The sequence below is a fragment of the Pseudomonas sp. BIGb0381 genome (assembly GCF_024809815.1).
Lineage (GTDB): Bacteria > Pseudomonadota > Gammaproteobacteria > Pseudomonadales > Pseudomonadaceae > Aquipseudomonas.
Map to the genome: position 1 here is coordinate 642,497 of NZ_JANUEN010000002.1, position 16,895 is coordinate 659,391.

At 63.6% G+C, this 16,895-nt stretch carries 6 protein-coding genes; 3 read left to right on the forward strand and 3 right to left on the reverse strand.

The window, feature by feature from the left end; genetic code table 11:
- Positions 1 to 36: 36 nt before the first annotated feature.
- Both M2397_RS09270 and M2397_RS09275 read left to right on the forward strand, forming a co-directional pair.
- Positions 37 to 4,893, forward strand: a complete 4,857-nt coding sequence (locus M2397_RS09270; protein WP_259242711.1) for a hypothetical protein — start codon at positions 37 to 39, stop codon at positions 4,891 to 4,893.
- 42 nt (positions 4,894 to 4,935) lie between these two features.
- Positions 4,936 to 9,591, forward strand: coding sequence for a hypothetical protein (locus tag M2397_RS09275; protein WP_259242712.1), 4,656 nt, complete (start codon positions 4,936 to 4,938; stop codon positions 9,589 to 9,591).
- Between the two features lie 94 nt (positions 9,592 to 9,685).
- Here the strand turns inward: M2397_RS09275 and M2397_RS09280 are convergent, their stop codons facing one another.
- Together M2397_RS09280 and M2397_RS09285 are read right to left on the reverse strand one after the other, a co-directional pair.
- Positions 9,686 to 12,061 carry an RND family transporter gene (locus M2397_RS09280; RefSeq protein WP_131700569.1) on the reverse strand — a complete coding sequence of 792 codons (2,376 nt, stop codon included), beginning with the start codon at positions 12,059 to 12,061 and terminating at the stop codon, positions 9,686 to 9,688.
- A gap of 15 nt (positions 12,062 to 12,076) precedes the next feature.
- Positions 12,077 to 13,105 (reverse strand): YCF48-related protein, encoded by a 1,029-nt coding sequence (locus M2397_RS09285; RefSeq protein ID WP_178116777.1) that lies wholly within the window; start codon positions 13,103 to 13,105, stop codon positions 12,077 to 12,079.
- A 298-nt stretch (positions 13,106 to 13,403) separates the two neighbouring features.
- On the opposite strand from M2397_RS09285, the gene M2397_RS09290 reads away from it, so the two are divergent.
- On the forward strand, positions 13,404 to 14,519 hold the full coding sequence (locus M2397_RS09290) for a Gfo/Idh/MocA family protein (RefSeq protein ID WP_259242713.1): 1,116 nt from the start codon (positions 13,404 to 13,406) through the stop codon (positions 14,517 to 14,519).
- A 659-nt stretch (positions 14,520 to 15,178) separates the two neighbouring features.
- Here M2397_RS09290 and M2397_RS09295 read toward each other — a convergent pair.
- Positions 15,179 to 16,882 carry an AMP-binding protein gene (locus tag M2397_RS09295; RefSeq protein WP_259242714.1) on the reverse strand — a complete coding sequence of 568 codons (1,704 nt, stop codon included), beginning with the start codon at positions 16,880 to 16,882 and terminating at the stop codon, positions 15,179 to 15,181.
- Positions 16,883 to 16,895: the final 13 nt, after the last annotated feature.

Consider the following 16,895-nt stretch of genomic DNA (forward strand, 5'->3'; position numbering starts at 1 on the left):
TTCTGGGGGCGAACTCCCCACAGAACGGAATCTCCTATGCCAGACACTTCAATCGCCCCGCCGACGGGGCCCCTGCAGTTCGCACACCGCAGCAACACCCCCGCCCTGGCGGTCTCCCAGCAGTTCGCCACACGCCCGACGTTGCGCCAGGTGGTCGAACTGCACCTGCACGAACGCCTGCAGGAACAGTTCCCATCGCTGCATCTGGACCTGTCCACCCTCAAGCTGGCCACCCCCAACCAACGGCGCGGCTGGGACCTCAGGCGCTTGACCGATGTGGTCCTCGAACACCTGGGCAATGGCACGGCCCTGAACCTGACCCAGGCGGTCGACCAGCGCCGCTGCTTCCTGTCCCAGCGCCCGCCCTCACGCTTGACCTTTGAGGCCAATGGCCCGCGCGAGCCGGACATGGCGGTGATCGAACGGCTGATCCTGGACCTGGCCTTCACCCTGCCCATCGCTTTTCAGCAAGCCCTGGCCACCTATTGGAACGGCGATGCCGACACGGGCACCAGCCGTTGGCAATGGCTCGGCGATCTGCTGGCGGATACCCTCAAAAGCAGCGCAAGTCTGCTGCCCACCGGCACGCCGCGAGACATGCTGGACAGCCTGACCCGCCAGCCTGACCGGCGCGAACGCCAGGCGGGGCCCGGCGGCTTTGTGCATGCTTACTGCCTGGAAGCCTGTGTGACCCAGCAGGAACGCGAAGCTCGCCTGTTGAGCAGCGACCTGCTGTTGGTACAAGGCCACCAGGCCTTGCTGTGCCAGGCGTCGGGCAGCGTCGAGCCATTTGCCTCATTGGAGGCCTTCACCCAAGCCTGGGGCCAGCGCCTGAGCCAGCGGTTGCAGGTCGACAAGGTGGTGGTCAGGCGCTACGAGCCCGATGGCAATCTCTTCGATACCCAGGCCGCCCTGTTGCTCAACCAGCAACTGGACGACCTCGAAGCAATCGCCCTGCCCGCCTCCGACGGCGTGCGCAGTCTGGAGCAGCGATTTGCCCAGGCGACGGACCCCAGTTCAGCCTTCATCGCTGCGCCGGCGCCCGACCCGACACATCAGGACGCCATCCGCACGGCGCTGCCCGCCTGGCTGCAGACCGCCACTGCCCAGCAGCGCTTCGCCTATCGCCAGGGTCTGTTGGAACAGGCACACCTGCAGCGCCAACAGACCGGGGCGTCGTTCCTGGACCGGGTCGAGAGCCTGCCGGCCTTTGCCTCCCGCACCCTGCGCGAGCAGATGCGCCGCGACCACCCCGGCTCCACCGTGGACCCGGACAACCTGCGGCTGACCTTCCACGTCCCGGTGGGTGACTTGCACGGCGGCTACCTGGCACCGGTGACCCTGGGCCTGACCGAGCTGGCCATCAAGAACCTCGCCGCCGCGCCTCACGGCCGCATGACCTTGCAGGACACGTCCGGGGCCGCCCTCCCGGCCTGGCTGACCGAGGACTACATCCTCGGGGAAAAAGGCCTGTTCCACAGCACGCCCGGCCTGATCCGCCAAGTGGATATCGGCCGGCACTACCCGCAACAGCTGCGCGGCCTGCTGCTGGGCGACACCCCACAGGTACGCCGGCGTGAGATGCTGTTCGGCCAGGCGCTGACGGTACAACTGCCGCGCCAGGCCCTGGAACTGGCGATTCGCGGGCAACAGGGCTTCAGCTTCCTGGGTTATCGCTACGTCAAGGCCGTGCTGCACGCCAACACGGCGGGGCGCGTGGTCGATACCCTCGACATCGTGATGCGCCCGCTGGCCTTCGCCCGCAAGCCCGCTGCCGTGCCGGATATCGTCGGCAATATGTTTATCGTCGAGGCCCGTGACATCGACGCCGGGCCGTCCATTCTCTACCGCCCGCTGTACTCGGACGCGTTGCAGCAATTCGCCAGCCGCGCGGCCCTGTTCGACGCCATCGCCCAACCCGGTTCACTGCAAGACAGCGTGCTGGCCTGGATGACCGACAAGGCCCGGCCGATCTACAGCCACGATGGCTTCCGCAGCCCGCATATCCTGCGCTTCGGCCAGGGCGACGACACGGTGCAGTGGCCAGCACCGCCGCCTGCACAGTTGGCACATGACGCCAATGGCGACGAGGTCCAGGGTTCCCTGGCCCAATGCCTGGCCACCGGCAACCTGACCCAGTATCTCTACGGCAGCAACGCCCGGGCGCTGGTGGACCTGGCGGACCGCGACTCGGTGTCCAATGCCGAAAGCCGTTGGGCGGTGTTGCTCGAAGGGGGCTGGTTGTCGTTCAACGCCCTGCTGATGCCGCTGTTGCGCGGGCCGGCGATGGTCGCCGGCTGGATGGTGCAACTGGCGGTCAGCCTCCAGCACGATATGGCCGCCCTGCAAGGCGACGATGCCGCCGCCCGCGAGCTGGCCTGGGTCGACGTGCTGCTCAATATCGGCCTGATCCTGCTGCACATGGGCACCCGGCAACACCCGACCATCGAGTTACCCTCGGAGCCCGCCTTGCCGGCCACCCTCGCGGCCCTACAGCGCCCCACAGGCCTTGCGCCACACCCGACCACACCGGTGGAACTGGGGCCGGTGGGCCTGCCCGCGGAGCCGCCGGCCGGCGACCGGACCCTGGTCGACTTCATTCACTCCAACGCCCGCGACGCCAGCCGTCGACGACTGCTCGATGCCCTGCGCGAGCTGCGGGTGCCATGGCCGGTGCCGGCGCCCGAGCCGCTGGAAGTCGGCATGTTCAAAGGGCTGTACCGCATCGACCAGCAATGGCATGCCTCGGTGGCAGGCCTGCTGTTTCGGGTCGCCATCGTGCCGGAATTCGGCGAAGTGACGCTGATCCACCCGCAAAAACCGCAACATCCGGGGTTTGCACTGGCACGCAATGCCCGTGGCCAATGGGGCCTGGACCTGGGCCTGAAACTGCGCGGTGGCGGGCCGAAAAACCGGCTCAAGGCCAAGCTGGCGCAGATCGACCAGCAGCGCACCCAAGTGTCGGATGAAATCAATCGCATCAGTGATGAGGTCAGCAGCCTGATCAAACGCCTGCAGCCTATCGACCAGGTGCTGGATGCCGCCCGCCTGAAGTTCGAGCAGGCCCACAATGCCTTGGGCCTGGCCCGCAACCGCTTGCGCGGCGCACCTGACGACCCGACGCGGGTGGCCGAGCACCTGGCCAGCGTCGCTCAGCGCTCTCGGGCCAGGGCCGGCTTCCAGGCATTTCAGGAGCGCTTCGACGTGGCCGCCGCCGAGTTGCTGCAACAACGGCGCACGTTGATTGAGGCCTACGCCCGGATGAAGGCGGTGGACAGCCGCTTTGACTACGAAGGGCTGTGCGTGGAGCAATACCAGTCGATCCTGGCCACCGATGAAATTCGTGTCAGCCAGTTGTCGTCCCTGTACCTGGCGACGTTCATGTCCGAGCAGGGTGAGTCGCTGATCGAACTGCAAAGCCGCGCCCAGGACGCGGGGGCAATCCGCTATGTCAAAGACCTGCTGGAAACCAACTTCGCCGTGTCCGAGCGCCATGCCCAGGCAATGATCGCCATCGAGGACACCCTGGAGGCGATGGCCACACGCTTGAAAACCGGCGCGGCCCAGCGCCTGAACTACCTCAACGGGCATCCCAAGCGCCGGTTCTACAACCGCCTCAATGCCACCCTCGAATCCCTGGATGTACTGACCGAGTTGAGCATCGACCAGACGATCCCGGCCACAACGCCCCAGGAGCAGTATTTCCTGGCCCGCCATGAGCACCTGCAATCCTCCCTGTCTTCCCTGGAAGACTCACACCTGGACCTGCTGACCACCGAGGGTTTCACCCCGACCGAGCGCAAGGAGGTGCTGGCCAACCTGGTCAGGCATTACAACCGGCGCCTGCAGATTTACCAGAGCCTGCTGGAGCTCGACTCGCCCCTGGTGCACCCGCGGCATATGCCGCTGTTGATCGAGCGCTTGTACACCGCGCGCGACAGCGCCGAGGCCGACCTGGCCGCGCTGCTGCGCGAAGATGAATTCCTGCCGCCGCAACCGGGCGCCTTCAAACCGGTGCGATCCCCGTCAAGAACCAAACGCGTATTCAAGTCACGGGACAAAGGCGCCTTGGTCGGTGAACTGGAGCCGGCACAAAGTGACCAGCCCTTCCCTACCATCGTGACCCGCAACCCCATTACCCAGCAGGTCAGCGGGCGCTTCATGGAGCACCCCAACGAGGGGTGGGTGGAGATTATCGAGGCCAGGCCCAGCCGCCCCGTCGAGCCACCCCAGGCCCCCGCGCTGTCCACGCTGCGCAGCCAGGCGCAACGGTTGCTGGAAGAAGTGCCGGCCATCGAGCGCTCTATCGAGTTCCAGAAGAAGAAACTCGGCGACCCGACGCGTCGAGATGATCTCAACCCGCGTGACTGGCACGACATGCTCGCGCACCAGGCCGAGCGCCTCGACAGCGTCGCCGTCGAGTTGTCCAGCCACACGGCCGATAAGCCGGACGTGCTCCAGACCGTCGAGCGCCTGCGCCTGCGCGCCGACGAGTTGCGCAGCCAAGGCCGCCAGCATTGCATCGAGGGCTACAAGGCTCAACGCCCGCGCCAGGAAAACATCGAGTTCCTGCGGGCCCATGCCGCGATCGATATCGGCCTGGTCCACGGCCCGCAACGCACCGCCGCCAAGGACTATGTGTCGGAGTTCGCCGTGCGCGAGAAGAACCGTCTCACGGTGCTGTGGTATGCCCACTTTCACTACAGCCAGGCCGACAGCCCACCGGGCGCTTATACGGCGGCGCATCTCAAGCGTCCCGAACAGCGCTTTGTCACCCTCAAGGACCTGATCGCCCAGGCCGGGGCAGACAACCGAAGCATCGTGCGCGACCTGTACAACCCGATCACCGCACCGCTGGACCAACGCCTGTTCCTGAGCCTGCTGCCCAGCTGAAATCCCGCCATGAACGGCATCGCTTTGCCAAAAAGGATGTTTATGCAAGCCCCTCATTCTATTGCCCACGCCGTCAGCGCTCGCTTCGCTGATCGACCGACACTGGACAGCGTGATTCGCCAGCAACTCGCCACGGCCATCGGCGCCGGATACCCCAGCCTGAGCCTGGACCTCAGCCGCACACGCCTGGCCAGGCCACAACGCCGAGGCTGGCTGCTGCAGCCCTTTATGCAGGTGGTCCACGACGCCCTGGCCAGTGGTGTGGCGTTGGACTTCAGCGACGTGAACGGCTCGCCCTGGTACCTCTCGGACGAGCCCCCCAAGCGCCTGAAGTTGCCCGGTGTGACCGGGGAAAAACTCGATATGCAGGTCATCGCGACGCTGGTCGACGAACTGCCACGCATCCTGCCCATCGCCCTGCAAAATGCGCTGACCGAATACTGGGATAGCGGCCCCTGGCGCTGGCTGGCTGGCGTATTGAGAGACGCCCTGCGCATCAGTGCCCTGAGCCAGGCCAGTCTGGACCCACCCGCCAGGGAGACCCTCGAGCAGTTGCTCGAGAGGCCGGACCGCGAGGCACGCATCGCACGTCATGGGGCGAATGCCGTGATTGCGTACAGCCTGGAAGCCACACTCACAACCGCCGAACGCAGCGTGACCCTGATCGGGCCGCAGTTGGCTCTGGTCCGCGCCTTCAACGGCAAGGTTTCGGTGCTGTTGTGCAGCCCGGAACACTCCGTCGAGACGTTCGAGAGCATGGACGCACTGATCCAGGCCTACGGCCAACAATTGAGCCGCCGGTACCAGGTCGATGACATCTTGATTCAACGCTACGAGCCCGACGGCGATCCCTTCGAGCACCAAGCGTCGATGATCCTCAATCGCCAACTCGAAGACCTGGGCAGCCTGCGCCTGCCCACCGGCCAGCCCTTCAGCACCTGGCAGGCGCTGTACGCCGACATCACCGACCCGGGGCGTTTTTTGCGCGATGCGCCGGCCGCCCCAGCGCGAACCCTGGACAGCTTGCGCCAGCACCTGCCGACCTGGCTGCGCGACGCCAGTTCCGACGACCAGGCCACGTACAGGCGCTATACCCTGGCGCTCGCCGGGGCCAAACGGCGGGCTGCGGGGCGTAACGCCTTCAGCGACATCGATGACCTGCGTACCTACACCGTCAACGCGCTGTTGCAAGCCTTGCAGCAGGATGCCGTGACCTTGGGCATGTCGGCGCTCACACCGCCCTCGGTCGCCGCCCTGCATCCCGATGACCTGCAACTGAGCTTCGCCATCGCCGCCGGCTATCCGGGTACCGCCGGGATCATCCGGCATGAACGCATGAGCCTGACCGACCTGGCCATCGACAACGTGTCCAGCCGCCCCAGCGGCAGCGTGACCCTCACCCACCGGCTCGGCTTGCCCCTACCGGCCTGGCTGACCGCCGACTACCTGATGGGGGCCGACGGCCCGGTGGCACGCGCGGACATCGGCCAGTACTACCCGCGCCTGCTGGAAACACATCTGCTTGGCGAAAGCGCCGAGGCACGCCAGCGTGAAACCCTGTTCGCCGAACAACAGGCCGTGCAGTTGCCCTTGCTGGCCCTGGAACTGAACCTCAAGCAGCAAGCGGGCCTGAGCGCCACGGGCGCGCGCCTGGTAGCGGCATTGATGGAGCCTGATGCTGCCAACCACAGGGTCGACCAACGGCCCGTGGTGATCCGCCACCTGGCGCTGCTGCGGACGCCCGGCGCCCAACCGGACACGGTCACCGCGATGTACTTGATCGAGGCCGAAGACATCCGCGTCGGCCCCCATGTGTTGTACCGCCCGCTGTATGCCGAGGCACTCCAGGAATTTGCCAGCCGCGAGGCCCTATTCGAGGCCATCGCGGAGAGCGGCCCCTTGCAGGACAGCGTGTTGACCTGGCTGAGTGACAAAGCCCGGCCCATCTACGCCAATGGCGGGTTCCGCGAGCCCCACTCGCTGCGCTTTGGCCAGGGCGACGAATTCGCCCCCTTGAGTAAACCGGCGCCGGCCACGCTGTCCGTCGATGGTATCAATGACGAGCTGCAACAATGCCGGGTGACCGGGCGCCTGATGAGCTACTTGTACAGCGACCACGCGCGGGCCCTGGTGGAGCAGGCCAATCGTGAATCGGTGTCCAACAGCGAAGGCCGCTGGCAGGTGCTGCGCGAAGGCAGCAGCTTGTTGTTCGGTAACCTGTTGCTGCCACTGCTGCGTGGGCCGGCCATGCTGACCGGCTGGCTGTGGGGCCTGATGGCCAGCCTGGACCAGGACATCCCGGCGCTCGCCTCCCAAGACCCGCAAACCCGAGAACTGGCGACCGTCGACCTGTTGCTCAACCTCGGCTTGCTGTTGCTTGAGGCCGTTCCCGTGGTGATCGCCGCACCCTCTGCGCTGGAGGTAGGGCTCAAGGACGAAGCATTGCCCGAGCCCCTGGCCCCGTGGATCGCCGAGCAGTGGCCGCTGCCGCCACCGCCCAGGATCCGTGAAGGCGCTGTCATCCTGCCGGGCGCGCCAGCGCAGACGGGCAAAACTCTACTGGACTTGAGTTTTACCCAGGCACGCCAGCGTCTGACCACGATCCAGCGCAGCCGCCTGACCAGCTTCCGCGCGCCTCGCCCGACGCCCCTGCCCCAACCGGTATTGAACGGGCCACGTCGCGGGCTCTACCTGGTGGAGAACACCTGGCATGCCCTGGTGGAGGACGAGTGGCTGCAGGTGGCCCTGGAGCCGGAGGGCGATATCCGCGTGGTGATGCCTGGCGACGCGACGCACCACGGCCCCTACTTGCGCAGCGAGAGCGACGGGACCTGGTCGGTCGACATGCGGCTGCGCCTGCGTGGCGGCATGCCGCCCAAGCGGATTGCCGCCGAACGCCAGCGCCAGGCGCAGCGCATCAGCGAACTCAAGCTCAGCTTCGAACAGTTCATCCAGGGCCAGGCGGCCCAGCAGAGTCGGATCGACATTATCCTGGGGGTGATGACCAGAACCGACGAGGACCCACGCTTCAGCGAAACGCAACGGGCCGACAGTCGCCAACGCTTCGATACGGCGCTGCAGGAACAGACGCAGGCCTACCAGCAACAGCTGGACAGCCTGCAAGAGCGCAGCGCGCTGGGGATTGCCTTGCCGCCCCAGTCGGTGGCGAGCTTATTGGAAAATATCGTCAACAACACGCGCAAACATGTGGTGGTGGCCGAAAAAGACCGTACAGCGCTTTACCACAACAACAGTCGCTTCACCGTCAAGGGCGCACGCCTGGCCGAAGCGGTACTGACCGACTTCGCGGCTTACCGCGAGTTCATCCGCGCAATGACTGCCATCAATGAACGCTCGGCCCATTGGCTCGAACGGCGTGACCGCTATCTCGACCAGCTGTTCAGCCTCGGCGACGCCGGGGCTGAATACTACAAGCGCCTGACCTGGGAACGCCCGCAGGAAATCAGTGCCTTGGCCGTCAAGGCCCTGCTGATGCGCAACTATGAACTGATGACCCATAAACACCCTGATCATCCCTTGGTGAGTGTACTGATCGATATCCTCGAGCCGCTTCAGGAGCACTTGCGTACCCACAGTGACCTGAACGACCTGGAACTGTCGGCAGAGGAACGCATCAACGTGCTGGAAAGCCTGGTGGAGCACTATGGGCGGGGCCTGGACTCATTGCAGGGAGTTGGCATCGTCAACGCTGATGAACTCGACGGCGACTATTTCCCCAAGCTGGTCACGCTGGTGAGGGAGCTGTACCAGGAGGCGGCCAGGCAGTTGGCCAGCGAAATCAAGCCGATTGCCCGGCCCCCCCGGCGCCCGAATCGGCGCAGCCCGACGGCCGTGGGCCGACCGCAGAAAAAAGTCATACGCACGCCCAAAAAAGGCACCTTTATCGGCGAAGTCAAACCCCTGGGGACCCTGGAAACCGTCGAGGTTCGCTCGGAAGTCACCGGCGAGGTGCTGGGTACTTATGCGCAACGAGGCGAACAATGGATCGAGTTCAAGGAATCGGTACTGCCGACAGCCGCACCGGCTCCCCGCAGCCTGAGCCTGGTCAAGGGTGAAGCCCGCAAGCTGCTGGCCATGCTGGAAGAACACCTCAAGCGCGGCGATCAATACATGAAAATCTCCAGGCATCCGGAAGAGGTCCAGGAGGTGCTGCAACATGAGTCGGTACGCTACGACAAATTGGCCAACGAACTGTACCGGGCCATCCAGGCCCAACCAGCCGAAGCCCGTACGCCCGCAGACCAGACGCTGGAGCGCGACATGCGCCAGGCCGCGGTGCGCCTGAATGAGCGTGGCCTGGCGCTACGCATTCAGCTGTGCCTCGAATTACCTCCCACCCACGGCAACCTGGAATTCCTGATCGAACAAAAGCGCGCGAACATGGCGCTGCTGGGCGAGCGTATCCAGCTCAGCGGCGACCGGCGGGACTTTGTCCAGGAATACGCGGTCAACGACCAGGGTGGCTACCCCTTGTGGTACGCCCATTTCCATTACCCGGCGGCTGACACGCCCAAGCAGAACTACACCGCCGCGCACCTGAAAATCCGCGAGCAACGCCGGGTGAGCTACTACTCGCAGCTGGCCAGGGCCCAAAGCCCCCAGGCGGTGGTGGATGTGCATCGCGGGTTGATCGGCAAGGCGCTGGCGGAGCGTTGGTTCCTGCCGCTGGCCTCCTGAAAAACTGTGGCGAGCCCGCTTGCAGTGCCGAGCGGGCTTTCTGTGGCGAGCCCGCTCACCGTAAGGGGCATGGAGATTGTTTTTTACCCAGGCTTTAGTGGGCAAACAACGAGTTGCCCTTCTGCCCCGCCAGCTTCTCGGGCTTGATCAGGAAACGCGCGAGTGCCGGCAGCAGCCACAGTGCACCGAACATGTTCCACAGCAGCATGAAGGTCAGCATCAGGCCCATGTCGGCCTGGAACTTGATGGCCGAGAAGATCCAGGTGCACACGCCGATGGCCAGGCACAAACCGGTGAACAGCACGGCTTTACCGGTGGACTTGAGGGTCTGGTAATAGGCTTCCTGCAACGGCAAACCTGCCCGCAGGAAGCTTTCCAGGCGGCTGTAGATGTAGATGCCGTAGTCCACGCCGATCCCCACGCCCAGGGCCACCACCGGCAAGGTCGCGACCTTGACGCCGATGCCCATGAACGCCATCAGCGCGTTGCCCAGCACCGAGGTCAGCACCAGCGGCAGCACGATGCACAGGGTCGCTGCCCAGGAACGGAAGGTGATCATGCACATGGTCGCCACGCACAGGTACACCAGGATCAGGATGGTCAGTTCCGACTCCTTGATCACCTCGTTGGTGGCCGCCTCGATCCCGGCGTTACCGGCGGCGAGGATGAATTCCAGGCCGTCCTTGTTGTTCTCCTTGGCGAAGTCCTGCACCGCATGCACCGCGCGGTCGAGGGTTTCGGCCTTGTGGTCGTTGAGGAACACCAGCACCGGCGCCAGTGAGCAATTGTTGTTGTACAGGCCATCGGCACGGGCGATGGAGTTGTTCAGCACGTCGGGGTTACGCGACAGGGTTTCCCACTTGAGGTTGCCCTCGTTCATGCCCTTGATCATCTGCTTGGACACGGTCACCAGCGAGATCGCCGACTGCACGCCTTCGGTGTTCTGCATTTTCCACATCAACTGGTCGATGGGCGCCATGGCGTCATAGCGCGAGCAGCCTTCGGCCTTGGTCTTGACCATCACCACCAGCACGTCGGAACTGGTGGAGTAGTTGCTGATGATGAAGTTGTTGTCTTTGTTGTAGCGCGAGTCGGGACGCAGTTCCGGGGCGCCCTGGTCGAGGTCACCGATCTTCAGGTTCTGGCTGTACCAGAGGCCGCCGCCAAACGCCACCAGCGCCAGCAAGACCGACACCGGCGCCACTTTGGCGCTGGCGAACTTCGACAGCAGGCGCCAGAACGGATGTTCGCGGTGCGCGTCCTTCTTGCTGCGGGCGATGGCACGCTTGCTGATGCCCGCATAGGAAATCGCCACCGGCAGCAGGATCAGGTTGGTGAACACGATCACCGCCACGCCGATGGACGCGCCAATGGCCAGTTCGCGGATTACGCCGATATCGATGATCAGCAGCGTGATAAAGCCCACGGCGTCCGCGAGGATCGCGATCATCCCTGGCAGGAACAGTTGCCGGAAAGTCCGCCGCGCGGCGGTCAGCGCGTTGTCTGCCTCGCTGGATTGCAGGGCGATACCGTTGATCTTCTGCACACCGTGGGAAATCCCGATGGCGAAGATCAGGAACGGCACCAGCATCGAATACGGATCCAGCCCGAAGCCGAAGAAGTGCATCAGGCCGAGTTGCCAGACCACCGCCACCAGTGTGGTGCTCAACACCGCAATGGTGCTGCGCAGGCAGTTGGTGAACCACAGCAATAGAACCAGGGTGATCACGAACGCAACGCCGAAGAACAGCACCACCATCACCAGGCCGTCGATCAGGTCGCCGACCTTCTTGGCGAAGCCGACGATGTGGATCTTGACGTTGGGGTTCTGGGCTTCGAACTTGTCGCGGATCTTGTCTTCGAGTTCATGGGAAAACTTGCGGTAATCCAGGGCCAGCAACTTACCCTGGTCCTGCGGGTCCGGGTAGGACTCCAGCAGCGGGATGTCGACGATACTCGACTTGAAATCGTTGGCCACCAGGCGCCCGACCTGGCCGGACTTGAGCACGTTGTTGCGCAGTTGATCGAGGCTTTGCGGCGAGCCGTTGTAGCTCTGCGGGATCACTTCACCGCCGGCAAAGCCTTCTTCGGTCACTTCGGTCCAGCGTACGCTGGGGCTCCACAGCGACTTGAGGCCCGAACGATCGACGCCGGAGATGTAGAACACCTCGTCGTTGATCTGCCTTAGGGTCTCCATGTATGACTGAGTGAAGATGTCACCGTCCTTGGCCTCCACCGAGATACGCACCGTGTTGCCCAGGTTGGCGAGGTCGTTGCGGTGTTCCATCATCTTTTCGATGAAGGGGTGCTTGAGCGGGATCATCTTTTCAAAGCTGGTGGACGGGCGAATCAACGTCGCCTGCCAGAACAGGAAAATGCTCACCAACAGGCAGATCACGATGACTGCCGGGCGGTTGTTGAAGATCAGGCGCTCAAGAAAGGTCGCTTTATCGTTGTGATGACTGCTCATGCGTTCCCCGCCTTCTTATTGTTGTGTCGGTTCGGCGCCAGTGGGTGTGGCGACGCGAACACCACCCTGCCCGACCAGAATCAAGTTGCCATTGCCTGCCGCCGTGACGGCCGACAACGAAATGCGGTCCGGGCGATTGAACACGCTGAAGGTCTGGCCGTCGTCATGGCTGACCACCACGCTGCCGCCATTGCCGACGACAACGATGGCGCCGTCCTCGAGCAACGTCGCCCCCGACAAACCGAACTCCAATGCGCCGCGTGCGGCATTCAGTTCGACCTGTTCCCAGGTGCTGCCGAAATCCGTGGAACGGTAAAGGTTGCCGCGCAAGCCGTAGGCCAGCAGGGTTTGAGGTTGTGCGGTGCTGATCACGCCAAACAGCGAGCCCTCGTAGGGGCCTTCGAGTTTTTCCCAGGTCTGGCCGTCGTCGCTGGAGCGGAACATGCTGCCCTGCTCGCCGACGATAAATAGGCCGGCGTCCTTGATCCGGGCAATAGCGTTGAGGTGGAACTGGTCTTCATTGTCGAGGCGGTCGCTGACGTCGTTCCAGGTCTTGCCGCCGTCGGTGGTCTCGATCAACGCCCCGTAGGCGCCCACGGCCAGGCCGTGGCTGGCGTCGTTGAACCAGATGTCGAGCAGCGGGGATTCACGCTTGAGGTCCTGGTATTGCTGGGTCCAGGTGGCGCCGCCGTCGGTACTGGCGAGGATTTGCGCATCATGGCCAACCGCCCAGCCCTGCTTGTCATCGACGAAATACACTGCCGTGAGCAACTGCTGGGTGGGGACTTTGGCTTGGGTCCAGGTGTTGCCCTGGTCATCGGAATAGAGGATGTGCCCGCGATCACCGACCGCCACCAGGCGCTTGCCGGCGTGGACGACATCGATCATCAGGCCTTTGGCGGCCTTGGGGGATTCAATCGCAAAAGGGGTATCGCTGGCGGCCTGGACGACAGTCGGCAACGCGACAGTCCCAAACAGCGAGAGCGCTGCGGCCAGCAACGCAACCCTGCGTGCGGCGCGTGGGCGGCAAACAACCCAACCCATGACAGGCTCACTCATAGACCTTTCTCCCATTTATTATTGTTAGGTCGTCTCGCCTTCCCGGGCCCTGAAACCTGCAATCTAGAGCGCCTGGAGGAAGCAGGGGCCATCCTATCGGGCTTTCGAATCGTCTGACAATCGGTGCTACGTTATCTTTTGTTAACTGACGGCGTTTGGCCATGCCTGAATAGGAGGGTATTAGCCAGGCTGATTAATGAATTTTTATTCCATCTATTGAATTATTTGAATTTTTATTCCATTAATAACCCTCCTGAAAACAATAATCCAAAGGACCACGGCTATGCGTGAACTCGGAATCGGCTTGATCGGCACAGGCTTCATGGGCCGCGCCCACGCCCTGGCATTCAACAATGCCCGGGCGGTATTTGAACTGCCGGTACACCTTAAGCTGGCCGCCCTGGCCGATGCCGACACCGAGCGCGCCCAGCGCTGTGCCACGGCCTGGGGGTTTGCCCAGGCCCACGGCGACTGGCAGGCGCTGATCGACGACCCCGCCGTGGATGTGGTGGCCATCACCACGCCAAACCACCTGCACTTTCCCATGGCGATGGCGGCCATTGCAGCGGGCAAGGCGGTGTACTGCGAAAAACCCCTGGCGGTCAGCCTGGAGCAGGCCGATGCCATGCGCCAAGCCGCCCGCAAAGCCGGGGTGGTGACGCGGGTCGGCTACAACTACCAGCACAACCCGATGATCGGCCTGGCGCGGCAACTGATTGCCAAGGGTGACCTCGGCGACATCATCAGCTTCCAGGGCGAGTTCAGTGAAGACTTCATGGCCGACCCGGCGTCACCGTGGTCGTGGCGCTGTGAAGTGGAGCATGCCGGTGGCGCCCTGGCGGACCTGGGCAGCCACTTGCTGTCGATGGCGCGTTACCTGGTGGGCGATGTGACCGGCGTGTGTGCCGACACCCAGACCGTCCACGCCCAACGCCCGGCCGTCAACGGCAGCGCCGAGCAGAAAGCCATCGCCGTGGATGACCAGGTGCACGCCCTGCTGCGCTTCGCCAACGGTGCGCGCGGTACGGTGAGCAGCAGTTGGCTCAAGCATGGTTACAAGAACCACCTGAGTTTCGAGATCAGCGGCACCAAGGGCACGTTGGCGTTCGATCAGGAGCGCTTGAATGAACTGCGCCTGTGCCGTGCCGGCCAGGACGGTTTCCAGCGTTTGCTGGCCGGCCCTGCCCTGCCCGGCTACGCGGCCTTCAGCCCGGCGGCGGGGCATCAGTTGGGGTACAACGAGCTGAAGACCCTGGAGGTGCAGGAGTTGATCATGGCCGTGACGGGGCAAGGCGCGGATGGCACCGACTTTGAAGCCGCGTGGGAAGTGGAGCGGTTGGCGACGGCGATTCGTGTGGCTGCCCAGGAAGAACGCTGGGTCAACGTGAACTCGCTCTGAACATGTAGGAGGGAGGCCCCACTACCTCTGTGGCGAGCGGGCTTGTCCCGCGTTGGCGTGCGAAGCGCCCCTGATGAAGACGAATGCGGTGTATCAGGCACTCCACTGCGGCTGGTTTTGGGGCTGCTCCGCAGCCCAACGCGGGACAAGCCCGCTCGCCACAGGGAGATTTGTCAGGGTCTGAAAAGTTGTGTAGATACCCATGCCGCCGATGGCGGAGCGTCAACCATCTACACAACGTTGTAGCAGCCAACGGTAACCACGATGCGAAGCGAGCCGCTCTTGATCTTGCTTTTGATCTTGATCTCAGGCGCCCCGTTAACCACGCTGGCCGGAATCCGATAGTGATTTGGGGGGTAAACCGGCAGGGATGCCGGTTTAGCCGCCCCGCGCCATGGATGGCGCGTGGCGGCGGCCCCCCAAATCACTGTCGGATTACGGGCACACCGAGCCTAGGCGAGGTGCCGAGTGGTGGGGCGTGCGTTTTTGGTTACTTTTGGCGCTCTTCCAAAAGTGACCCGCTGTAAGAGCGGAACCCTAGGTGGCCGTTACCGCAGCAACGGATATGTACTCATTCCAACCCCAGCACATGGTCGGCCCAGAGGCCGCCATCGGGAGCAAGCCCCCTCCCACATTTAGATCGCGTACACACATTTAAATCAGCGCAAGGCTCGACGCAGCACTTTGCCCACTGTCGTTTTAGGCAACTCGGTAGTGCGAAACTCCACATACCTGGGCACCTTGTAACCCGTCAGGTATTCCCGGCAATGGGCGAGGATCTGCTCCTGGGTCAGGTTCGGGTCCTTGCGCACCACGATGATCTTGACCTTTTCCCCCGTCACGCCATCTTCCACCCCAATGGCCGCCACTTCACCGACGCCCGGGTGCAGCGCCACCACGTCTTCGATTTCATTGGGGTACACGTTGAAGCCCGAGACCAGGATCATGTCTTTCTTGCGGTCTACCAGGCGGATAAAGCCGCGTTCATCCATCACGCCGATGTCACCGGTCGACAACCAGCCTTCAGCGTCGAGCACTTCGGCGGTTTCCTTCGGCCGCTTCCAATAGCCCTGCATCACCTGCGGGCCGCGCACTTGCAGTTCGCCCTGCTCGCCGATATCGGCCAGTTCGCCGTCTTCCCGCATAAACCGCACCCAGGTCGACGGCAGCGGGACGCCGATGCTGCCGGTGAATTCCATCTCGCGCATGCGCGCAATGTTGATCGGGCTGATGCTCACCACCGGCGAGCATTCGGTGAGGCCGTAGCCTTCGATGATCGGCAGCCCGGTGACTTCCTTCCAGCGCTTGGCCACCGCCGTGTGCGTGGCCATGCCGCCGGCAATCACCATGCGCAGGTCGGAGAAGTCCCGCGCACAGAACTCTTTGTTCTCCAGCAGGCCGTTGAACAGCGTATTGACCCCGGCGATGCCATTGAAGCGCTCCTTGCGCAGGATCATCTGCACCCGCTTCACATCCCTGGGGTTGGCGATGAGGATGTTGCGCCCACCCAGGCACATGAACATCAGGCAATTCACCGTCAGCGAAAAGATGTGGTACAGCGGCAGCAGGGTGACGTTGGTTTCCTGTTTGTCCTGGTCCAGCTGGTCGCCGACCCAGGCCTTGGCCTGCAACAGGTTGGCGATGATGTTGCGATGGCTGAGCATCACGCCCTTGGCGTCCCCCGTGGTGCCGCCGGTGTATTGCAGGAAGGCCAGGTCGTCGAGGTGCATGTCCACCGGGAAGTGGTTGAGCGCGCGGCCCTGTTTCAGCACCTGGTTGAAACGCACCGAGCCCCTCAGGTTGAAGGCCGGCACCTGCTTTTGCACGCGGCGCAGGATGAAGTTCATCGCCGCGCCCTTGAAGGTGCCAAGCAAGTCGCCAATGGCGGCCACCACCACGCGCTTGACGCTGCTGCCGGCAATGACTTTTTCCAGGGTGTGGGCGAAGTTTTCGAAGATCACCACGGTTTCGGCGCCGCTGTCCTTGAGCAGATGCTTGAGTTCGTGGGAGGTGTACAACGGGTTGACGTTGACTACCACCGCGCCGGCCAGGATGGTGCCGAGCAAACAGATCGGGTACTGCAAGCAGTTGGGCATCATCAGCGCCACGCGATCGCCCTTCTTCACCCCCTGGCCCTGCAGCCAGGCGGCAAACGCAATGCCTTGCACCTGCCAGTCGGCGTAGGTCATTTCGGTGCCGATGCTGACGTAGGCCACCCGCTCGCGAAATTTCTCCAGATGCTCCAGGAACACCTCGCGCAGCGACGGGTAGTCGTCGATAGCGGCATCGATGTCTGCCGGGACGCCGGGCAGGTAAGCGTTCAACCACACCCGTTCGGCGTGTTCCAGGCTGATAGCGTTCATGGCAGTCTCCTTG